Origin of the sequence: Bradyrhizobium sp., from assembly GCF_028868675.1 — a bacterium.
GTDB lineage: Bacteria > Pseudomonadota > Alphaproteobacteria > Rhizobiales > Xanthobacteraceae > Bradyrhizobium.
This window is the reverse complement of the sequence record NZ_JAGWUA010000080.1, coordinates 1-20,259: the sequence shown is the minus strand read 5'-3', so window position 1 is coordinate 20,259 and position 20,259 is coordinate 1. Positions and strand designations below refer to the sequence as shown.

General features: G+C 66.6%; 19 protein-coding genes. 7 read left to right on the top strand and 12 right to left on the bottom strand.

The window, feature by feature from the left end:
- On the top strand, window positions 1-714 hold a 714-nt coding region (locus KGM94_RS12655), incomplete at its 5' end, for an extracellular solute-binding protein (protein ID WP_300259243.1).
- 102 nt (window positions 715-816) lie between these two features.
- Here the strand turns inward: KGM94_RS12655 and KGM94_RS12650 are convergent.
- The 6 genes from KGM94_RS12650 to KGM94_RS12625 form a co-directional block, all read right to left on the bottom strand.
- Window positions 817-1,752 carry a lipid A biosynthesis lauroyl acyltransferase gene (locus KGM94_RS12650; protein WP_300259241.1) on the bottom strand — a complete coding sequence of 312 codons (936 nt, stop codon included), beginning with the start codon at window positions 1,750-1,752 and terminating at the stop codon, window positions 817-819.
- Between the two features lie 22 nt (window positions 1,753-1,774).
- Window positions 1,775-3,052 (bottom strand): beta-ketoacyl-ACP synthase, encoded by a 1,278-nt coding sequence (locus tag KGM94_RS12645; protein WP_300259239.1) that lies wholly within the window; start codon window positions 3,050-3,052, stop codon window positions 1,775-1,777.
- A gap of 63 nt (window positions 3,053-3,115) precedes the next feature.
- Window positions 3,116-4,324: a beta-ketoacyl-ACP synthase gene (locus KGM94_RS12640; RefSeq protein ID WP_300259236.1), complete on the bottom strand. Its 1,209-nt coding sequence runs from the start codon at window positions 4,322-4,324 to the stop codon at window positions 3,116-3,118.
- On the bottom strand, window positions 4,321-4,791 hold the full coding sequence (locus tag KGM94_RS12635) for a 3-hydroxyacyl-ACP dehydratase FabZ family protein (protein ID WP_300259234.1): 471 nt from the start codon (window positions 4,789-4,791) through the stop codon (window positions 4,321-4,323). The genes KGM94_RS12640 and KGM94_RS12635 overlap by 4 nt, the downstream gene beginning before the upstream one ends.
- A 10-nt stretch (window positions 4,792-4,801) precedes the next feature.
- Entirely contained in the window at window positions 4,802-5,089 is a 288-nt protein-coding gene (locus KGM94_RS12630) for an acyl carrier protein (RefSeq protein ID WP_300259232.1), read from the bottom strand.
- Window positions 5,090-5,301: 212 nt separating this feature from the next.
- A complete protein-coding gene (locus KGM94_RS12625) occupies window positions 5,302-5,646 on the bottom strand; it encodes a hypothetical protein (RefSeq protein ID WP_300259230.1) in 345 nt (114 codons plus the stop codon).
- A gap of 231 nt (window positions 5,647-5,877) precedes the next feature.
- On the opposite strand from KGM94_RS12625, the gene KGM94_RS12620 reads away from it, so the two are divergent.
- Window positions 5,878-6,501 (top strand): ParB-like protein, encoded by a 624-nt coding sequence (locus KGM94_RS12620; RefSeq protein ID WP_300259228.1) that lies wholly within the window; start codon window positions 5,878-5,880, stop codon window positions 6,499-6,501.
- On the opposite strand, the gene KGM94_RS12615 is transcribed toward KGM94_RS12620, so the two are convergent.
- The 4 genes from KGM94_RS12615 to KGM94_RS12600 all read right to left on the bottom strand — a co-directional run bounded on the left by KGM94_RS12615 (window position 6,498) and on the right by KGM94_RS12600 (window position 10,012).
- Window positions 6,498-6,998 carry an MgtC/SapB family protein gene (locus tag KGM94_RS12615; protein ID WP_300259226.1) on the bottom strand — a complete coding sequence of 167 codons (501 nt, stop codon included), beginning with the start codon at window positions 6,996-6,998 and terminating at the stop codon, window positions 6,498-6,500. The two genes, KGM94_RS12620 and KGM94_RS12615, sit on opposite strands and share 4 nt — an antisense overlap.
- Window positions 6,995-7,576 carry a peroxidase-related enzyme gene (locus tag KGM94_RS12610; RefSeq protein WP_300259224.1) on the bottom strand — a complete coding sequence of 194 codons (582 nt, stop codon included), beginning with the start codon at window positions 7,574-7,576 and terminating at the stop codon, window positions 6,995-6,997. The genes KGM94_RS12615 and KGM94_RS12610 overlap by 4 nt, the downstream gene beginning before the upstream one ends.
- Window positions 7,577-7,709: 133 nt before the next feature.
- The gene (locus KGM94_RS12605) at window positions 7,710-7,964 is read right to left on the bottom strand and encodes a hypothetical protein (RefSeq protein WP_300259222.1); all 255 of its coding nucleotides are present in this window, start codon (window positions 7,962-7,964) and stop codon (window positions 7,710-7,712) included.
- A 308-nt stretch (window positions 7,965-8,272) separates the two neighbouring features.
- Window positions 8,273-10,012, bottom strand: coding sequence for a DUF87 domain-containing protein (locus KGM94_RS12600; protein ID WP_300259220.1), 1,740 nt, complete (start codon window positions 10,010-10,012; stop codon window positions 8,273-8,275).
- A gap of 423 nt (window positions 10,013-10,435) precedes the next feature.
- Here KGM94_RS12600 and KGM94_RS12595 point away from each other — a divergent pair, with 423 nt between their 5' ends.
- Entirely contained in the window at window positions 10,436-11,680 is a 1,245-nt protein-coding gene (locus KGM94_RS12595; protein WP_300259218.1) for an MFS transporter, read from the top strand.
- A 5-nt stretch (window positions 11,681-11,685) separates the two neighbouring features.
- Here the strand turns inward: KGM94_RS12595 and KGM94_RS12590 are convergent, their stop codons facing one another.
- Together KGM94_RS12590 and KGM94_RS12585 are read right to left on the bottom strand one after the other, a co-directional pair.
- Window positions 11,686-15,213, bottom strand: coding sequence for a molybdopterin cofactor-binding domain-containing protein (locus tag KGM94_RS12590; RefSeq protein WP_300259216.1), 3,528 nt, complete (start codon window positions 15,211-15,213; stop codon window positions 11,686-11,688).
- Complete coding sequence (locus KGM94_RS12585) at window positions 15,213-15,695, bottom strand: (2Fe-2S)-binding protein (RefSeq protein WP_300259214.1); 483 nt, start codon at window positions 15,693-15,695, stop codon at window positions 15,213-15,215. Before KGM94_RS12585 ends, KGM94_RS12590 begins: the two co-directional genes overlap by 1 nt.
- 250 nt (window positions 15,696-15,945) lie before the next feature.
- Between KGM94_RS12585 and KGM94_RS12580 the strand changes: the two genes are divergently transcribed.
- The 4 genes from KGM94_RS12580 (at window position 15,946) to KGM94_RS12565 (ending at window position 20,224) form a co-directional block, all read left to right on the top strand.
- Window positions 15,946-17,400 (top strand): 6-hydroxynicotinate reductase, encoded by a 1,455-nt coding sequence (locus KGM94_RS12580; protein WP_300259212.1) that lies wholly within the window; start codon window positions 15,946-15,948, stop codon window positions 17,398-17,400.
- A complete protein-coding gene (locus KGM94_RS12575; RefSeq protein ID WP_300259209.1) occupies window positions 17,397-18,293 on the top strand; it encodes a UPF0280 family protein in 897 nt (298 codons plus the stop codon). Before KGM94_RS12580 ends, KGM94_RS12575 begins: the two co-directional genes overlap by 4 nt.
- Window positions 18,294-18,320: 27 nt before the next feature.
- Entirely contained in the window at window positions 18,321-18,905 is a 585-nt protein-coding gene (locus KGM94_RS12570; RefSeq protein ID WP_300259207.1) for an amino acid synthesis family protein, read from the top strand.
- 101 nt (window positions 18,906-19,006) lie between these two features.
- On the top strand, window positions 19,007-20,224 hold the full coding sequence (locus KGM94_RS12565) for an ABC transporter substrate-binding protein (protein ID WP_300259204.1): 1,218 nt from the start codon (window positions 19,007-19,009) through the stop codon (window positions 20,222-20,224).
- The last annotated feature ends 35 nt before the right edge of the window (window positions 20,225-20,259 follow it).

Sequence of the window (20,259 nt, the reverse complement as noted above, 5' to 3'; positions counted from 1 at the left end):
ACCACCGGCATCGGCTACAACGTCAGGAAGGTGCGGGAGATCCTGGGGCCCGACGCCAAGATCGACAGTTGGGACATTGTCTTCAAGCCCGAGAACCTGGCAAAATTCAAAGACTGCGGCGTCCACATGCTGGACTCCGCCGACGATATCTTTCCGGCGGCGCTGAACTGGCTCGGGCTCGATCCCAATTCGACCAAGCAGGCCGACCTGGAGAAGGCGGCGGATGCGGTGGCGAAAGTCCGGCCGTCGGTGCGCAAGTTTCACTCCTCCGAATATCTGAGCGCGCTCGCCACCGGCGAGATCTGTCTCGTGGTCGGCTGGTCCGGCGACATCATGCAGGCCCGCGCCCGCGCCGCCGAGGCCAGGAAAGACGATCGCAGCGGCATCGAGATCGGCTACGCCATCCCCAAGGAAGGCGCGCAGATGTTCTTCGACAATCTGGCGATCCCGGCGGACGCGAAGAATGTCGCGGAGGCCTACGAGCTCATCGACTATCTCTACCGTCCGGACGTCGCGGCGAAGAACTCGGACTTCTTGTCCTATGCCAACGGCAACCTGGCGAGCCAGAAGCTGGTCGATCCGAAGATCTTGGGTGACAAGAACATCTACCCTGACGAGGCGACGCTCTCAAAACTCTTCGTCATCACGGCCCGCGACCCCGCGACCCAGCGCATCGTCAACCGGCTCTGGACCAGGGTGAAGACGGGGAGGTGAGGCCCACTCCGTCATTGCGAGGAGCGAAGCGACGAAGCAATCCAGAGTCTCCCTGTGGGGACAGTCTGGATTGCTTCGCTTCGCTCGCAATGACAATTCAGCCTACCGCCACCGCCGGTGCAGCCACAGCCACTGCTCCGGGTATTCGCGGATCCAGCCCTCGATCACCGAGGTGACTGCCTGCATCGTCCCCTGGATGTCGATATTGCCGGCGGCATCGCGCACCGGCTTCACTTCCTCGGTCAGTTCGGCGCGAAAACGGTGATTGGGGAGGCGGATGATGCGGACGCCGTGGATCGGGCACTCGACCTGACGCACCAGGCGCGCCAGGGTCGGGTTGGCCTTGGTCTTGCGGCCGAAGAAGGTGACCTCGACGCCACTGGAGAACCACTGATCGACCAGCATGGCGACGTGCTGGTTGTTCTGGAGCGCCTGACCGAGCTTGAAGGGCGCGTCGCGTCCCGCCGCGACCAGCGTGCCCATCTTCACCGCGCGCGTGCGCTCGATGGCGCGGTCGGCCGCCTCGCTGTTCGGCCTGCGGAACAGGATCGCGCAGTCGAGGCCGTGGGCGACGGCGCCGAGTGCGGGAATTTCCCAATTGCCGGTGTGGCTGGCGAAGATGATCGCGGGCTTGCCGTCGTCGCGCAGGGCGTCGAACAACTGCTTGGTGCGGGCGTCGAACTCGATGCGGCTCGGCTTGTCCGGATGATCGACGTCGTAATCCCAGATGTGGTCGAGATGGGCAAATTCAGCGCCGATGCGGCCGAGGTTGTGCCAGACGCCGGTGAGAATCTTCTCGATCTCCTCCGGCGACTTTTCGGGGAACGCCGCCGTCAGGTTCTCGCGGCCGATGCGGTCCTCGCGCAGAAAGCGGCCGATGAAGCGCGCAGCGCGGCCGAAGAATTCGGCGGTCCTGTCCGGATCGAAATAGCGCGTGATGCGCAAGAGCGCGACTGTGAGCCCGCCGACCGCTGCCTCGGTCGCCGGCTTGAGAGCATCGCGCAGGTGCGCCCGGATGCGGAGGAGCAGGCGGTTCATCGCGGTGGGGCGCGCGGCCGGCTCAGGCCGGTTCGCGCGTCAGGATCAGCGAGGCGTTCTGGCCGCCGAACCCGAACGAGTTCGACATCACCGCGCTGACGCGGGCCTCGCGCGCCTTGTTGCCGACGACGTTGAACAGGATCGCGGGATCCGGAACGTCGTAGTTGATGGTCGGCGGAATCAGCTGATGCTCGAGCGTGAGCAGCGAGAAGATTGCCTCCACCGCGCCGGCCGCCGAGATGGTGTGGCCGACCATCGACTTGTTCGAGGTGACCGGAATCTTCTGGGCGAGATCGCCGAACACGGCCGCGGCCGTCAGATACTCCATCTTGTCGTTCTCGGGCGTCGAGGTGCCGTGGGCGTTGATGTGGTCGATCTGTCCGGGCTCCATGCCGGCGTCCGCCAGCGTCTTCTGCATGCAGCCGATGATCGGCTTTCCGTCGGGCGAGGAGCGGGTGCGATGGAAGGAATCGGTGAGCTCGCCGCAGCCGGCGATCACGCCGAGGATCTTCGCGCCGCGCGCGGTTGCCGCCTCGTAGCTTTCCAGCACCAGCGCGCCGGCGCCCTCGGCCATGACGAAGCCGTCGCGGTTCTTCGAGAACGGCTTCGAGGCCGCTTGCGGCGGATCGTTCTGGGTCGACAGCGCCGACAGCAGCGAGAAGCGCACCAGCGCTTCCGGATTGACCGTGCCGTCGGTCGCCACGCACAGTGCGGCGTCGGTCTCGCCGCGGCGGATCGCCTCGACGCCGAGCTGGATCGAGGTCGCACCGGAGGCGCAGGCCGTCGACAGCGAGATCGGCGAACCCTTGGTGCCGAAGGTGTCGGCGAGATGGTCGGCGACGGAGGCGAACATGAAGCGGTGATGGAAGGGAGCGAACTTGCCGCCGCCGGAGATGCGCAGGAGGTCGTCGTAGTTGAAGTCCTGCTGGCCGACGGCGCGGCCGAGTTCGCGCCGTTGCGGCCATTCGACCTCGACCGGCGCCACCGCCAGGAACAGCGGGCCCGGGAAATCGCCCTTGGAGCCGATGCCGGCCTGCGCCAGCGCTTCCTCGGTCGCGATGTCGGCCATCCGCTCGGACAGGCCGGTGGATGAGAACGGATCGACGGTGACGAAATCGACCGAGCCGGCCATCGTGGTCTTCAGCCCGTCGATCGGAAAACGGGAGATGGTGCGGATGCCGGATTCGCCGGCGACGAGCTTCGCCCAGTTGTCGGCCTTGCCGGCGCCCAGCGACGTCACGATGCCCATGCCGGTGACGACGACGATCGGCCTTCCCAGTTTGTCGCGTGGTGCAGTCATGATTCCCCCGCTCGTCCCATCCATCCTGAGCTACGGCATGATCCGAACAAGGCGCGTTGCGCCTCAGCCGACGGCTTCCACCAGCGCCATGCCTTCGCCGCGCCAGTGACCGGCTCCCACGACCACAATCTGGGTCGGGGCACCCTGCATTTCAATCTCGAGCCTGGTGGAATCGTTCGGCGGGAACAGCGCCCCACGCGAGATCGACAGCGCGGCAAGCGCGAGCCCGAGCGGAAACTGCGTCTCCATGGTATGGCCGAACATCGTCCCGGTGGCGCGCACCGGGAATTCGGCGTGGCCCTTGAGGAAAGCCCGCTCCTCTTCAGTCGCGGGTTCCGCGCCGGTCGCTCCGGTGATGATCGCGCCCTTGCCCTTGCCGAGCGGCAGCTTTCCCCACAGCTTTTCCAGCGTCGCCGTCATGTCGCCCGGCTGCCTGCGCCGGGAGAGGTCGGCGACCACGCTCGAGAGCCTGGCATATGGCTTGGCGCCGCGGGCCTCGGCATGCGCCCTGGATTCCAGCACCAGGAACGCGCCGCCGGAGCCGAGCGCGAAGCCGCCGCGACCCTTGCGCGCCCAGATCGGAGCGAACTTGTCCTTCAGGTTGAAGTCGCCGAATTCGTAGAGGACCAGCAGGTCCTTGCGCTCGCCATTGTGCGAGCCGCCGATCAGCGCGATGTCGCTCTCGCCGGAGGCGATGCGGGTCAGCGCGATGCGGGCGGCGTCGGCGCCGGCGACCTCCTCGCCCATGAAGGTGCGCGAGGTGCCGCAGACCCCGTGCACGATGGCGATGTTGCCGGCGAGCAGGTTGGAGAGCTGGGCGAGGAACAGCGTCGGACGCAGGTCGCTCATCAGCTTCTCGTTGAGGAAGCCGGGCGCGTTGTTGCCCCTGGCCTCGGCAGTGAGCACACCGACGTCGACGTTGAGATCGCGCTCGCCGCCGCCGGCGGCGACCACCATGTCGATCCGCGACAGGATGTCCTTGTTGCCCTTGATGCCTGCGGAATCCAGCGCGAGGCCGGCGGCGTAGGTGCCGATGCGCTGCCAGGCTTCCATCTGGCGCTGGTCGCCTTTCTTCGGAATCTGGCTGTCCAGACTGACCGGCATCAGGGGGTGGACGACGTAGGGCGCGAAATTCTTCTCGTCGACATTGATGCGCCGCTCCTGCAGCGCCGCCCAGTTTGCGTCCAGGCCCTCGCCGAGCGAGGTGGCGAGCCCAATGCCGGTGATCCAGACTTCCGTCTGGCCGGGCTTCGAAACGGTTGTGTCGGTCATGACGATACGGCCTGTTGCGGGAATCCGACGCGCCTGGCGACCGCGTCCATGTGTCCGCGCATATCCGAGTTCGGGAATGGGATGAGGGTGAAGGTCAGCGTGGCGTTGGCGCGCAGCTTGCCGTCGACCCGGATCTTGGCCTCGGTCATCGCATAGCCCGAGCCTTCGTGGACGAGGCTCGCCTCGATGGTCATGAGGTCGCCGGGGAACACCGAGCCGCGCACCTTGGCCTCCTTGACGGCGGCCAGGATCGGCATGCGCTCGAATTTGAGGACGCCGAGCAGGAGCCAGCCCGAGGCCTGCGCCATCGATTCGATCAGCAGTACGCCGGGCATCAGCGGATAGCCCGGAAAGTGCCCCTCGAAGATGGTGCTCTCCTTCGGAACCTGCGCTTCGACAATGATCCTCTTCTCGTCGGCCTTGAGCTCGACGATGCGGTCGATCAGATGGAAGTATTCGAGTTGCATGGCCGCGCGATTAGGCGCCCGCGCTCTTGGCCGCGACCAATTCGTCGATGCGTGCGCACAGGTTCTTCAGCACGAAATACTGCTCGGTGGTCGCCTTGCCGTCGTTGACCTCCTGCGTCCACTTCTCCAGCGGCAGCTTGATTCCGAACTGCTTGTCGATGGCGAACGCGATGTCCAGGAAATCGAGGCTGTCGATGCCCAGATCGTCGATGGCATGGCTATCCGGCGTGATCGTGTCGCGCGGGATGTCGCAGGTTTCAGCGATGATCGTGGCGACCTGATCGAATGTGGAGGACATCACTAAGCCTTTGATATATTGTAGATATCTTCTGGTGTTCCAGAGTGGCGCGGTGGGCGGGCATCGCGCCGCAGATGACGCCCTCAGACTCCCTCTGGCCGGGTCGAGTGCCCGTATATCGGAGCGCCGCCTTGAGTTCAATGGAGCCGGACGGGGCTGGGGACGCCCCGTGATGGGGCTCAAACCGGGTGGTCCGGGGGCCCGGGATGGGCTCAAAGATGAGGCGTCGTGATCTTCACGCAGTCGCGCCGGCCCATCAGCACGCAATCCTGGGTCCGGCGCAGGTCGGCGATGCTCACCGCGAGCCAGATTCCGACCGCGGTCAGCGCGATGGTGAAGGCGAGCGCGGCCAGATTGGCGAGCATCCGATGGCGGAAGTCGTCCGGCTGTTCGCGGGGCTGCTCATAGCGGGAGAGGTCGAGCGGCTCCGGCGTCTCGGCACGCAACGGTTGCACCGTGCCGTCGCCCCGCCGGGCCGACGGGGGAGGTGGGGTGCGCGGCCTGAACGGGAGCACCCGATGCTCCTCGTCCGAGGTTATGGGCCGCTGGGTCTTCATGCGAGGGATCGGCTCCGAAGCACTGGATTTTGATAGCACAGGCGGCTCGCGCGTTGCAGGAAAAATCTTCGCGGCCGGGCCATCGGCGGCCCGTCGTCAACCATCCCGCGGCGGAGTCCGGGAACCCCCCTCAGCGCGGACGGGGCCGGCCGTCCCCGGTTACAAGTCCGGCGGGCATGGCATAATCGCGCCGACGTCCAACCCTTTTGCGCATGCGAGGAGCTTCCGGTCATGACCAACACGCGCGAGCCGAGAGTGCATCCCGTGCCGATCCTGTCGCTGCGTCCGACGCAGATGACGGTCGGCATGCGCGAGGTGAAGGAGAAGCGCAAACGCTGGCGCGAGCACGACAGAAAGAAGCAGGCCGACCTGCTCGGCCGGCACATGATCCCCGTCGTGCACGGACCCGGCGAGCGCTACTACGTGATCGACCACCATCATCTGGCGCGTGCGCTGCACGACGAGGGCGTCAAGGACGTGCTGGTCGCCATCGTCGGCGATCTCACCATGGTCGAGCGCGAAGCGTTCTGGGGCGTGATGGACAACAAGCGCTGGGTCTATCCCTACGACGCCAAGGGCGAACGGCGGCACTTCCGCGATCTGCCGAAATCGGTCGCCGATCTCAGGGACGATCCGTTCCGCAGCCTCGCCGGCGAGTTGCGCCGGATGGGCGGCTTCGCCAAGGACACCACGCCGTTCTCCGAATTCCTGTGGGCGGACTTCCTGCGCCGCAAATTGTCGCGCAAGACGGTGGCGGGCAATTTCGACAAGGCGCTGGAACGCGGCCTGGCGTTCGCCAAGACCAGGGAGGCGATCTATCTGCCCGGCTGGTGCGGGCCGGCGACGGATGATTAGAGCCGTTTCGGCGCCGCGGCCTGCGTCGGGCCGTCGTCGTGCGGGTCGTCCTTGCCGCCGAGGATCTGGTGCAGCCAGCGCTCGGTGAGGCGGCCGACGGTGAGAAGCACGAAGGCCAGCGCCAGCGCGATGCCCACGATGTTCCATTGCCCGACGCCGCAAACGATGCCGACGCAGGCGGCGAGGAACGTGCAGGCGGCGCTGGTCAGCCCGCGGATGCGAAAGCCGTGGCGCTGGTGGACGATGACGCCGGCGCCGAGAAAGCCGATGCCGGTCAGAATGCCCTGGATCACGCGGCTGGTCGCATCCGTCATCTTGCCGGGCTCGGCGAACTGCACCGCCAACACCACGACGGTCGCCGTCGACAGCCCGACGATGCCGAGCGTCTTCAGGCCGATCGGCTTGCCTTGCAGGTCGCGATTCAATCCGATGGCGCTGCCCGCAAGCGCAGCGATCCCAAGCCGCAGCAGGATATCTTGCCAACCCAGTTCGATCATCGCTTCGGCAGGCGTCCCATCAGGTAGAATTCGTCGTTCGGCCGCATGCCGGCGAAGTTCGCCATCCGGTTCGACAGCGCGAAGAAGGCGCTGATCGCGGCGATGTCCCAGATGTCGTCATTGCTGAAGCCGTGCGGGGCGAGCGCGGCAAGGTCGTCGTCGGAAACGCGCTGCGCGTCGGCCGAGACCTTCATGGCGAAATCAAGCATCGCCTTCTGCCGCGGCGTGATGTCGGCCTTGCGGTAGTTCACTGCGATCTGGTCGGCGATCAGCGGATTCTTGGCGCGAATACGCAGGATCGCGCCATGCGCGATCACGCAGTACTGGCATTGGTTGGCGGCCGAGGTTGCAACCACGATCATCTCGCGCTCGGCCTTGGTGAGGCCGGAGTCCTTCTCCATCAGCGCGTCGTGATAGGCGAAGAAGGCGCGGAACTCGTCCGGCCGGTAGGCCAGCGTCAAAAACACGTTCGGCACGAAGCCGCTCTTCTCCTGCACGGCGAGCAGGCGCGTGCGGATGTCCTCCGGCAGCGCGTCGATTGCGGGTGCGGGAAAGCGACTTGCGGGAGCTTGCGACATCGAGGGGGTTCCGGACCGGATCGAGGGAAGAGGGCGAACCATAGTCGATCGGCGTCGGCCGCGCAAAGCGCGCCAATGCGGACCGGGCCATGCTCGGCAATATTCTTTCGCTCCGGGTTGAACTTCGGTCCGTTCAGTACCCGCGCTGGCGCTGTGCGACTGCGGCCGCTGCTTCGCGGTCCGCCATCATCTTGGCTTCGATCGCGGCGCGGGTCTCGCGCGCGAGCTTGAGAGTCCGGCGCATGAACGGATCCTCGGAATCGCGCGTGAAGGTGATGAGGCGGACGCAATGCTCGCAATTCACCTGGTAGCCGTCCCTGACGCGCTGTGCGCGATCCCGGAACAGGCGGGTGCAGAACGGGCAGCGAATTCTGACCTTGTCATCCATTGCGAAGCGCGCCTCCTGGTGGGCCGGCAGCCGATGCCTCGTCGCTGCCTGGCTCATGGGCGAAGGTTGGCGTCCCGCAACTGAAGGGCAAGCTAATTCGATCGGTCAAATCTGTGGAAAATAGCGCGGCATTTTGCCCGACAGCAAATCGGCGCGTGCCCCGGACGCAGCGCAGCGCTCCTTCAGCGATGCGCTGCAGAACCGGGGCCTATGCCGCACCGGGTATAGGGTAGGGTCCCGGTTCTGCGCAGCAGCGCTGGCGCGCCGCAGCGCGCCCGGGACACGAGAGGCGTGGACCGCGCGGTTCCCTACCGCAGCGGCTTCTTGAGCAGCGAGAAGCGGTCGGGATCGAGCCCCATCGAAGGCTGCAGCATCGGCGCTTCGACCGGGGACAGTGTCTTCGCGCCGGGTCCGGAGAAGACCGGGTCGTTCGGAACGTCGCGCTGCGAGGTGGCGCCGCGCCAGCGCTCGAGCACGGCGCTGACGAAATGCATGTCGTGGCCGGAGGTCACCGAGGGCACGCTGCTGATCGTCGCTTCGCCGCGCGGCAATTGATGCGGCGGCACCTCCTTGAAGCGCAGCCGCGTCGGCAGTGCGACGCCTTCGCCGAAGGCCAGTACCTCGCGGGTGCCGAGCGACGGCACGAAGGAGAGCAAATTGGCGGCGGCATCCGACACGGCGGCGCGCAGCAGCGCCTGGTCGCGCTCGTTGGCGAGCCGCATCGTGAACAGCGTGTTGCACTGTGAGATGATGGTGGCGTCGAGTTCGGCCGGACGCTGGGTGATGAGGCCGAGATAGACGCCATATTTGCGGCCTTCCTTGGCGATGCGCGACACCGCCTTGCGGGTCGGCCCGAAGCCGATGTTGCGGTCGGCGGACGCATAGCGGTGCGCCTCCTCGCAGACGAACAGCAGCGGCGAGACGCCGTCGCTCCACAGGCCGAAATCGAAGGCCATGCGGCACAGGACCGAGACGACGGAATCGATCACCTCGACCGGGAAGCCGGCGAGCTGCATCACCGTCATCGGCTTGCCGTTGGCGGGCAGGCGGAACAGATGGCTGATCACTTCCGCCATGGTGTCGCCGCCGACATTGGCGTTGTCGAACATGAAGGTGTAGCGCGGGTCGTTGCGCACGGTCTCGATGCGCGAGATCAGCTTGTGATAGATGATGCGCGAGGAGCGGTTCTCCAGCTTGCCCATGCGCTCGTCGATCAGCGAGATCAGGTCGACGAGGCGGTAGGGCACCGGCGTGTCCACGGTGTAGCCGACCTGCTTGGGGTCGATGCGCTTCAAGCCGAGGCGGTCGGCGTTCTGGTACTGGGTGTAGACGCCCTTCGCGACCGGGATGACCTCGGCGAGGATGTCGAGCTCTTCGGGCACGCCGGGGCGGCCGCCGAACAGCACGTCGACGATCTCCTCGAAGTTGAACAGCCAGAACGGCAGCTTCAGGTTCCGCGGGTTGAGCACCAGCGCGCGATCGCCGAAGCAGCGGCCATATTCGTTGTGGACGTCGAGCAGGAAGATACGCAGGTTCGGCCGCGCCTTCAGGATCTCGTTGAGCAGCAGCGACACGCCGGTCGATTTGCCGACGCCGGTCGATCCGAGCACGGCGAAATGCTTCGAAAGCATCTCCTCGATGTCGACATAGGCGACGACGGAGCGGTCTTGCTGCAGGAAGCCGACGTTGATCTGGTCCGATCCGGTCGGTGCATAGATCGTGCGCAGCTCCTGGCTCGTGATCAGGTCGACCGCATCGCCGATGGTCGGATAGTTGGTGACGCCGCGCTGAAACTTGGGTTTGTCGGTCGCATTGAGGATTTCGCCGAGCAAGTCGACCGAGGCGATTGCGATGTAATCGTCGCTGCCCGAGAGGTTCTCGCAGGAGACCTCCGTGATCATGGCTACGATGATCGAGCTTGCGCAGCGAATGCTGACGAAGCGGCCGACGGTCGCGCGCACTTCCGAGATCGGCATCCGGTTTTCCGCCAGCAGACCGACCCGGGCGAGCGATCCGCGAACCGAAATCACACGTCCAAAGGATGACACGATGAATGAACCTACGGGAGCAAAGGATTTGGCTGCAACTATGCGTGGCCGTCGCTGCACAAACGGTTAAATGGCCGGAGCGGGCAGTTTGTTAAATCTGCGACATTTTCACCCGTCGAATTGGGCACAAATAGGCGCTTCGCGGAAAATCTGCGGGAAATGGCGGAAATACCGCGGGCGGCGCACGGTTTCGCCGAAACTGCGTTAAGTTTGCGTTTACCAAGCCAAGAGGGGGCCGGCACGGCGGTATCGTCACCGCCGAAGAGAGTTCATTTGCGCTGCACAACGACGGGCGCGTTCCGTCGGTAGGTGCGTGCCGATCGGTGCCGGTCTCGGTACTGGTCATGGACTGTCGAACCCTGTAAAGCCGGTCTCAAGAAGAAACAGGGCAGGGGTGGGCGCCATGGCGAGCGTTGTCGCGCGTTGAGCGGGTTCAGGCGGCCGTTCCGTCTTCGCAACTATCGCTTCCAGTGGCCGGCCGATCTGCTCACGTCCTGGGCGTTCGAGATGGAGACGCTGGTGCTCGGCTGGTACGTCCTGGTCGAGACCGGGTCGGTGCTGCTGCTCACGGTGCTGGCGTCGCTCAATTACGTGGGGACGCTGATCGCGCCGATGTTCGGCGTCATCGGCGACCGCATCGGCCATCGCGATCTTCTCGCGATGATGCGCGTGGCCTATGCGATGCTGGCGGCGACGTTGATGCTGCTGGCGCTGACGGGCCGCCTGACCCCGACCTGGGTCATGATCATCGTCTCGATCATGGGCCTGATACGGCCCTCCGATCTCGGCGTGCGCGCCGCACTGGTCGCCGACATCATGCCGGCGGACCTGCTGGTCGGCGCCATCAGCATCTCGCGTACCACCCAGGACACTGCCCGCATCGCCGGCGCGCTCAGCGGCGCAGGGCTATTCGCCGCTCTCGGCATCGGCCCGGTCTATGTCGCGATCATGTGCCTCTACGTCGCCAGCACGATCTTGACCTTGTGCATCAAGCTCCCCGCCAGGCCGCGCCCGGCCGCGGGAGGCGCGGAGCGCACGCCGGCTCGCTCGCCGTTCGGCGATCTCAGGGAGGGCCTGGCTCACGTCTGGACCACCCCGCAGGTGCGCGCGGCGATGTGGATCGCGTTCCTCGTCAACCTCACCGCCTTCCCGTTGACCAATGGCCTCCTGCCCTATGTCGCCCGGGATATCTACGCCACGAACCAGGCCGGCCTCGGCTATCTCACCGCGAGCTTTGCCACCGGTTCCCTGATCGGCTCGATGGCACTCGGCTTCGTCAGCGTCGCGCGCGTGGCGCGGCTGATGATCGCTTCGACGTCGGTCTGGTACGCGACGCTGCTGGTGTTCGTGCAGATCAAGACCGTGCCGGTCGCGATGGCGTGCCTGATGCTCGCGGGCTTCTCGCAGAGCCTGTCGATGATCGCGGTCGCCGTGATCCTGATGCGCTCGGTCGACGAACGTCTGCGCGGACGCGTCATGGGCGTGCGCATGATGGTGATCTACGGCCTGCCGATCGGACTGTTGGCTGCCGGCAGCCTGATCGATCGGTTCGGCTTCGCCGTCGCCGGCACGCTTTATGCCGCGGCCGGCTTCGCGCTGATGCTGGGAATCGTGCTGCATTGGCGCGACTATCTCTGGCCGGCCCATGCCGCGGCGAATGCGAAATAGCCCGTTCAGTCGAGCGATCGCCTCGCGCGGGCGATCGTCTCGCCGACGCCGCTCCAGGCCGGCTTGTCCGGCGCGAACTGCTTGCGCAGGAACGCGACCAGCTCCTCGATCTGCGTGTCGGTCATGCTCTGTCCGAACGCCGGCATGTAGCCGAGATCGCTCGACACCGGCTCGGTGACACCGTGCAGGATGATCCGAACGAGGTTGTCGGGCGTCCTGCCGTGCAGATTGCTGTTGAGCGCGAGGGACGGCCGGCTGCCGAACAGCGGCAGGCCGCCCACCTCGTGGCAGACCGCGCAGGCTCCGAGATAGAGCCGCGCCCCCGCTGAGGAAGCAACGGTGACCCGCGTTGCGGCCTCGAGCTCGACGGCGAGCGCGTGCTGCGCCGGCTGATCGAGCGCGGCGTCATTGAACGAGGCGAGATAGGCCGCCATGGCGCGGATGTCCTGGTCGGGCAGGGCCTTCAGGTCCCTGACGATCGGCGCCATGAGACCTGCGGCCACGCCGTGATAGCGCGACTGACCGGTGCGCAAATAAGCGTAGAGCTCGGCCTCGCTCCACGGGATCGGCGCCTGAGACAGCGAGGTCAGCGGCGGCGCCTCCCAGCCTTCGACCATGCCGCCGGCGAGATGAGCCTCGCGCTGCTCGGCGCCGAGCGAATTGCGCGGCGAATGGCAGGCGCTGCAATGGCCGAGACTTTCCACGAGATAGGCGCCGCGATTCCAGAGCTCCGATTTGCTCGAATCCGGCTTGAGCTGGCTCGCCCGGTGGAACAGCGCATTCCATCCCGCGAGCAAGGGACGGAGGTTGAACGGGAAGCGGAGCGCGTTCTCCGGCGCCGTCGCGCGAACCGCCGGCTGGGCCATCAGATGGGCATAGAGCGCCTGCAGGTCGGCGTCGGTCGTCCCGGCGAAGTGCGTATAGGGGAAGGCCGGATAGAGCTGCCGGCCGTCGCGATGAACGCCATCGCGCATGGCGCGCTCGAACGCCGGATAGGACCAGGCGCCGATGCCGGTTGCGACGTCGGGCGTGATGTTGGTGCTGTAGATGATGCCGAACGGCGTCTCCATGGGCCGGCCGCCGGCGTTCGGCAAGCCATCGAGGCTGGTGTGACAGACCGCGCAATTGCCGAGCGCCGCCAGTTGCGCGCCGCGGGCGATCGTCGCAGCCGAATAGACCGACGCGTCCGGGCGCGCGATCGGGGCGATCGCGCGGCCCGGCAACATCGCGGCGCCGATGCCGATCGCGGCGGTGCAGAGCGCGGCAACAGTTGCGAGCATGCCCGTGCGTACCGCGAACGGGTTTTTCCAGATGCGCCGCTGTGATGCGGCAGGCGCCGGCAGGGCCGCAGGCTCGGGCGGCGAACCTCCGTGCAATCCCTTCAGGATGCGTTCCGGCGTGAACGGCGGTTCGCGGAAGCGGACGCCGGTGGCGTCGAAGATCGCATTGGCGATGGCCGCGGCGCTCGGGACGGAAGCGGATTCGCCGACGCCGAGCGGCGGCTGGTCCGGCCGCGGCAGCATCAGCACGTCGATCTCGGGCACGTCGGGGAAGGGGATGATCGGATAGGCGCCCCATTCGCGCGCCGCCACCGCGCCGCGCTCGAAGCGCACCTCCTCCATCAGCGCGCGGCTGGTGGACTGGATCACGTTGCCCTGGATCTGGTGCCGCACGCCGTCGGGATTGATCACCAGGCCGGAATCCTGGCCCGCCACCACGCGCGTCACGCTGACGTCGCCGGTCGTCTTGTTCACGGCGACGTCGGCAATCCAGGCCGACCACGCCGCGCCGTAACCGGGGAACTTGTTGTGGACGTAGAGCGCGTAGGCGAAGCCGCGCCCGTGCACGATGTCGCCGTCCTGCTCCCGTCGCACGGGCCGCGGTTGCCAGCCGGCGCGCTCGGCGACCGCGTTGACGAGGTCGACGGCGCGCTGGTCCTTCAAATAGCGCAGCCGGTATTCGATCGGATCGACGCCGGCCTCCGTTGCGAGCTCGTCGATATAGGATTCGTGCGCGAAGGTGTTCGGCAGCGCCGAGACGCCGCGGATCCACGACGCCCGCACGATCGGCGGCATGTCGTGCGCGACGACGCGCATGTTGTCGTAGTCGTAAGGGGGGATCGCGGTGCGGTCGCCCATCTCGAACACGGCGGGATCCGGCACGATCCGGCCCGTCAGCAGCAGCGCCAGCGTCGGCGCGCCGTTGGAGGGATAGCGGGTGGCGAGGTCGTAGGCCGCGACGCTGCCGTCCGCGTTCAGCCCGCCATTGACGTCGATGAGCTGCGCGGTGCCCTTCGGCTCCCACAGATGCTCCTGCTCGCGCGTCAATTGCACGCGCACGGGACGGCCGACCGCGCGCGACAGCAAGAGCGCATCCGCCGTGACGTCGTCGGCGCAGTTGCGGCCGTAGCAGCCGGCCGCCTCCAGCCGGATCACCTCGATCTCGGCTTCCGGCCGCTCGACCAGGAGCGCGAGGTCGGCGCGCAGCAGGTGCGGGTTCTGCGTGCCCGACCACACGCGGATGCATCCGTCCTGACAATCGGCGACCGCGCAGGACGGCCCGATCGAGGCGTGCATCTGGTAGGGCCAGACATAGGTGCGCGGCATCGGCTTGGCGGCGCCGGCGATCGCCGTCGTCACGTTGCCCTTGTCGATCAGCGTGCGCGGCGAGGAAGGATTGTCGCGCAGCGCCTGCTCGACGTCGCCGAGGTCCGGCAAAGCGGGCGTCGCCTTCCAGTTCAGCTCGAGCCGTTCCGCCGCCAGGATCGCATTCTCCTCGCGCTCGGCGACGACGCCGACGAAATCGCCGATCCGCACCACGGCCACGAGGCCGGGCACGTCGCGCACCGAGGATTCGTCGACCGCGATCAGGCTGGTGCCGACGAACGGGCCGGCGTCGACGCCGGCATAGGGCGGGCGCACGACGCGGCCGTGCAGCATGCCGGGCACGCGAACGTCGTGCACGAAGGTGAGCTCGCCGGTCGCCTTCGCCGGCAGGTCGACGCGTGGCACCGAATGGCCGACGATGGCGTAGTCGCCGACCGGTTTCACGACGACGTCGTCCGCGAGTTCGAGGCGGATGCTTTCGCCGCCGATCAGCTCGCCATAGCTGACGCTGTGGTTGTCGTGGCCGCGGACGAGCCCGTCCTCGATCCGCAACTGCGAGAGCGGCAGCTCCAACTGCTCCGCCGCCCGTGCGATCAGGAAGTGGCGCGCCTGCGCCGCTGCCTTGCGCAGGGGGACGGCGGTGATCTGGATGGTCTCGCTGGCGATGGTCGCGCCCTGGTTCGGCACGACGGCGGTGTCGCCGAGCACCACCACGACGCGGGCAAAGGACACGTCGAGCTCCTCGGCCACGATCTGGCCGAGTGCGGTCCGGATGCCGGTGCCGAGATCGACGTGGCCGTTATAGGCCGTGACCGACCCGTCCGCAGTGATCCTGACAAAGGTCTCGGACGTGCCATTCTCCAAGGCGCGGACGACGACGAGCGAGCCGGACGGGTGCGCGGGCCCATCGGACGGATCGGAGGCCATCACTTGCCGACCTCGGTCAACTGGCCGGAGGCGCGCATCACCGCGCGGAGGATTTCGACATGCGTGCCGCAGCGGCAGAGATTGTAGCGTAGCGCCTCCAGCGCCTCCTGCTCGGTGGGCCGCGGGTTGATCGCGAGCAGCGCCTTGGTCGTCATGATCATGCCGTTGAGGCAATAGCCGCATTGCGCGGCCTGCTCGTCGATGAAGGCCTGCTGCACCGGATCGGGTTTCCCACGCGTGCCGAGACCTTCCAGCGTCACGATGTCGCGTCCTGTGCAGCCCTTGACCGGAATGACGCAGGCGCGCGCCGCGAGCCCGTCGATCAGCACCGTGCAGGTGCCGCATTCGCCGAGGCCGCAGCCGTATTTCGGACCGTTGAGCTGCAGATCGTTGCGCAGCACGAGCAGCAGCGGCGTATCCGGTGCGGCAAGGACGTCATGGATCCTGCCGTTCACGGTGAGGCGGATCGGTGTCTGCGTCATGCCTGGTCTCGAGCCCCGCGATCGCTGCAATTGCGATGCCGACGATAACGTTTGTACACAAACGTGCAAGCCGCGCATGCCGCAGTGCAGCGCGGCTCATGCGTCATCGACGGAGGCGGCAGGCAGCCGCGGTTTTGTTCGGCAACCCTCACTTTTCGCCGCAGGCCTCGCTTGACAGCCCGCGGCATCGCGCGCAACATCATTCGTATACGAATGATAGCAGCCCCGTCGTTGCCCGCGAGCCAAGCCGATGGTGAATGAAACGACGAGTGCAGCCGACAAGATCCGCTGCGATGCCTGTCCGGTGATGTGCTACATCAAGCCGGGTGCGGCCGGGGCCTGCGACCGCTACGCCAATCACGACGGCAAGCTGGTGCGGGTCGATCCCCACATCATCCTGGAGCGCACGGTCTCGCATGGCGGACGGCTGGTGCCGTTCAACCGCAGCGAAGACTGGGACGGCAAGATCGTCCATGGGCCCTCCACCTTCGTCACCGCGATCGGCGCGGGCACCACCTATCCCGACTACAAGCCGGCGCCGTTCATCGTATCGTCGGAGGTCGACGGCGTCGACATGGTCACCGTTGTCACCGAGGGCATCTTCTCCTATTGCGGCGTCAAGGTGAAGATCGACACCGACCGCTATCTCGGGCCCGAGACCGCGACCGTACGCGCGCAGGGCGAGGCCGTCGGCCACGTCACGACCAGCGAATACGGCTCGCAGATGCTCTCGCTCGGCGGCGTGCATCATCTGACCGGCGGCTCCAAGAAGGAGGGCCGCGTCACCTGCGACACGCTGATGGACCTCTCCAACTGCAAGCCGGTCGAACTCACCATCGACGGCGGCGCGACCGTGGTGGTGCAGGCGGGCCAGCCGCCGATCGTCAACGGCGTCAGGGAAGAGCGCATGCGGGTCGGCTGCGGCTCGGCGACGATCGGCATGTTCGCCAAGCAGTGGCACGGCAAGGTCGACGAGGTCGTCGTGGTCGACGACCACATCACCGGCGTGCTCAGCGAGCACCAGGCCGGCAAGCTCCTGGACATCGCCGACACCGGCATCAAGATGAAGGGCCGGCGCTCGACGCCCGGCCGCTACTTCCAGGTCGCCGATCCCGGCACCGGCTGGGGCGGCACCGACATCTCCGATCCCTTGTCAATCCTCGGTCCGTTCGATCCGAAGGAGGCGCGGCCCGGCATGACCATGCTGATGGTCTCCACCACCGGCGAGCACGCCTCCTACTACGTGCTCGACGAGGCCTTGAAGCCGGTCGAGACCGAGATGCCCGCGGATCTCAAATTCTCCGTCGAGCGCATCAAGGAGAATTGCGAGCCGGCGCTGTGCACCGTGCTGTTCATGGCGGGGGCCGGCGGCTCGCTGCGCGCCGGCGTGACCGACAACCCGGTGCGGCTGACGCGCTCGGTGAAGGATGCGCTGACGCGCGTCACCTCTGGCGGCGCGCCGGTCTATGTCTGGCCCGGCGGCGGCATCACCTACATGGTCGACGTCACGCAGATGCCGGCCGGCGCCTTCGGCTACGTGCCGACGCCGGCCTTGGTCGCGCCGATCGAGTTCACGCTCAGGCTCTCCGACTATGCCGCGCTCGGCGGGCACATGGACTATGTGCGGCCGCTGGCCGAGCTCAAGGACGGTGGCGACGTCCGCCAATTGCCCTGGCAGCATCCGATTCCCGGGCGGCGCGCATGAGGCTGCCGCAAATCGCGTTGCTGTCCGATGGCCGGCGGCTGCATTTGCAGGACGGTCCGATCGACCTGATCGTGGAGGCGAGGGGAGGCGAGCGCGACGTGCACGCGGCTTATGAGGCCGCAGCGCGCCGCTTCACCGGCTTGCTCGATGAGCTCTGCGCGGAGCTCGTGGAGCTGCGCAAGCCGGCTGTGTCCGCGCGCTGTTCGCTGAAGGGGATCGTCGCACGGCGCATGTATGAAGCAGTTGCGCCCTTTGCCGCCGAATGCTTCATCACGCCGATGGCGGCGGTCGCGGGCGGCGTGGCGGACGAGATTCTGGCCGCGATGCTGGGCGCGGCCAGGCTCGACCAGGCCTATGTCAACAATGGCGGCGACATCGCGCTGCATCTCGGCGCAGGCGAGCGGTTCAGCGTCGGCCTGGTGGACCGGCCCGACGGGCAGGGCGTGATGCGGACCATGATCGTCGAGGCCGACGATCCCGTGCGCGGGATTGCGACCAGCGGCCGCCATGGCCGGAGTTTTTCGCTCGGCATTGCCGACGCCGTGACGGTGCTGGCGCGCACGGCGTCGCAGGCGGACGCCGCCGCCACGATCATCGCCAATGCGGTCGATCTGCCCGGGCATCCCGCGATCGTCCGCCGTCCCGCGGAAGAGATCCAGCCCGACAGCGACCTCGGCGCACGCCTCGTCACCCGCGACGTCGGCGAATTGCCGCGCGGCGAAATTGCCGCGGCGCTGGAATCCGGTGCGGAACGTGCCCGTCAATTATTCGATCGCGGACTGATCGAGGGTGCCATGCTGCAGCTTTGTGGTGATATGCTCGTCATCGGCACGAAACACATCGAACGGGATCGACCGCGTCCGCGCCTTGCCGAGAGCGCGGTCCATGCCTGAACGGGAAAGCGAACCGGGGAAACAGAGATGAGCGCGATCATCCGCAAGATCGTCACCGTCGTCGAGGAGACGCAGATGGAGATGGGACGCACGGTGTCGCCGCCGACCCGGCGTGCCGCCGCGATCGCCGTGATCGAAAATCCCTTTGCCGGAAGATATGTCGAGGATCTGTCGCCGCTGATCGCGATCGGCGAGGAGCTCGGCGAGCTCCTGGCGAAGCGCGCGGTCGCGGCGCTCGGCATCGATGGGTCCAAGGCGCAGAGCTACGGCAAGGCCGCCGCCGTCGGCGAGAACGGCGAACTGGAGCATGCCGCCGCGATCCTGCATCCGAAGATGGGTGCGCCGGTGCGTAAAGCCCTGAGCAAGGGCGCGGCCCTGATCCCGTCCTCGAAGAAGCGCAGCGGCCCGGGCACCACGCTCGACATTCCGCTCGGGCACAAGGACGCGGCCTTCGTGCGCAGCCATTTCGACGGTATGGAAGTGCAGGTCAACGACGCGCCGCGCGCCAACGAGATCATGGTTGCGGTCGCCGTCACCGACAGCGGGCGTCCGCTGCCGCGCGTCGGCGGCTTGACGGTTGCGGAAATCAAGGGCGAAGACGGCCTGCGGTAGAGCATGATCCGGACCCGGAGGGTCGCGTTTGCGCAAAGCGAGAACCGGTTTTCCGACAAGATCATGCTCGAGACATAGGGGTCATAACAGTGGAGGTTGGGATGCGAGCAAGACATACTCTTTTCGGCGCGGCGTTCGCGCTGCTGGCGGCCGGCATGGCGAATTCCGCCATGTCGAACTCGGTCATGGCGCAGGACATCAAGATCGGCGAGATCAACAGCTATTCGCTTCTGCCGGCCTTCACCGAGCCCTATCGCAAGGGCTGGCAGCTCGCGGTCGAGGAGATCAATGCGGCCGGCGGCATCAACGGCAAGAAGCTCGTCGTCGTCTCCAAGGACGATGGCGGCAAGCCGGCCGACGCTCAGACCGCGGCCAATGAGCTGGTCTCCAGCGAAGGCGTCGCCATGCTCGCGGGCACCTTCCTGTCCAATATCGGACTCGCGGTCAGCGATTTCGCCAACCAGAAGAAGGTGTTCTTTCTGGCGGCCGAGCCCCTGACCGACGCCATCACCTGGTCGAAGGGCAACAAATATACGTTCCGCCTGCGTCCCTCGAACTACATGCAGGCTGCGATGCTGGTGGAGGCGGCCGCGAAGCTGCCGGCCAAGCGCTGGGCGACGATTGCGCCGAATTATGAATACGGCCAGTCGGCGGTCGCCGTGTTCAAGAAGCTGATGTCGGAGAAGCGGCCCGACATCCAGTGGGTCGACGAGCAGTGGCCGCCGCAGGGCAAGATCGACGCGGGTCCGGTGGTGCAGGCGGTTGCCGCCGCCAACCCGGAGGCGATCCTCAACGTCACCTTCGGCGCCGACCTCGTCAAGCTCGTGCGCGAGGGCAACACCCGCGGCCTGTTCAAGGACCGTGCCGTGGTGTCGTTCCTGACCGGCGAGCCGGAATATCTCGATCCCCTCAAGGACGAGACGCCGCAAGGCTGGATCGTCACCGGCTATCCCTGGTATTCGATCAAGACGCCGGAGCACGATGCATTTCTGAAGGCGTATCAGGCCAAGTATAACGACTATCCGCGCCTCGGCTCGATCGTCGGCTACCAGACCATCAAGTCGGCGGCCGCGATCCTGGCGAAGGCCAACTCGACCGATCCGGAGAAGCTGATCGCAGCCGCGGAGGGTCTCTCGGTGCCGTCGCCGTTCGGCGAAATCACCTTCCGCAAGATCGACCACCAGTCGACGCTCGGCGCCTTCGTCGGCAAGACGGCGCTGAAGGACGGCAAGGGCGTGATGGTCGACGCCGCCTACAAGAAGGGCTCGGACTATCTGCCGAGCGACGCCGAAGTCGCGAAGATGCGTCCGAAGGAGTGACACTCTTCTCCCTCTCCCCGGCTGCGGGGAGAGGG

Bases quoted from the DNA above. Each gene is read 5' to 3' on its own strand.
- KGM94_RS12650 (WP_300259241.1), bottom strand. From the start codon at position 1,752: ATGAACCGCCTGCTCCTCCGCATCCGGGCGCACCTGCGCGATGCTCTC.
- KGM94_RS12645 (WP_300259239.1), bottom strand. From the start codon at position 3,052: ATGACTGCACCACGCGACAAACTGGGAAGGCCGATCGTCGTCGTCACC.
- KGM94_RS12640 (WP_300259236.1), bottom strand. From the start codon at position 4,324: ATGACCGACACAACCGTTTCGAAGCCCGGCCAGACGGAAGTCTGGATC.
- KGM94_RS12635 (WP_300259234.1), bottom strand. From the start codon at position 4,791: ATGCAACTCGAATACTTCCATCTGATCGACCGCATCGTCGAGCTCAAG.
- KGM94_RS12630 (WP_300259232.1), bottom strand. From the start codon at position 5,089: ATGTCCTCCACATTCGATCAGGTCGCCACGATCATCGCTGAAACCTGC.
- KGM94_RS12625 (WP_300259230.1), bottom strand. From the start codon at position 5,646: ATGAAGACCCAGCGGCCCATAACCTCGGACGAGGAGCATCGGGTGCTC.
- KGM94_RS12620 (WP_300259228.1), top strand. From the start codon at position 5,878: ATGACCAACACGCGCGAGCCGAGAGTGCATCCCGTGCCGATCCTGTCG.
- KGM94_RS12615 (WP_300259226.1), bottom strand. From the start codon at position 6,998: ATGATCGAACTGGGTTGGCAAGATATCCTGCTGCGGCTTGGGATCGCT.
- KGM94_RS12610 (WP_300259224.1), bottom strand. From the start codon at position 7,576: ATGTCGCAAGCTCCCGCAAGTCGCTTTCCCGCACCCGCAATCGACGCG.
- KGM94_RS12605 (WP_300259222.1), bottom strand. From the start codon at position 7,964: ATGGATGACAAGGTCAGAATTCGCTGCCCGTTCTGCACCCGCCTGTTC.
- KGM94_RS12590 (WP_300259216.1), bottom strand. From the start codon at position 15,213: ATGGCCTCCGATCCGTCCGATGGGCCCGCGCACCCGTCCGGCTCGCTC.
- KGM94_RS12585 (WP_300259214.1), bottom strand. From the start codon at position 15,695: ATGACGCAGACACCGATCCGCCTCACCGTGAACGGCAGGATCCATGAC.
- KGM94_RS12580 (WP_300259212.1), top strand. From the start codon at position 15,946: ATGGTGAATGAAACGACGAGTGCAGCCGACAAGATCCGCTGCGATGCC.
- KGM94_RS12575 (WP_300259209.1), top strand. From the start codon at position 17,397: ATGAGGCTGCCGCAAATCGCGTTGCTGTCCGATGGCCGGCGGCTGCAT.
- KGM94_RS12570 (WP_300259207.1), top strand. From the start codon at position 18,321: ATGAGCGCGATCATCCGCAAGATCGTCACCGTCGTCGAGGAGACGCAG.
- KGM94_RS12565 (WP_300259204.1), top strand. From the start codon at position 19,007: ATGCGAGCAAGACATACTCTTTTCGGCGCGGCGTTCGCGCTGCTGGCG.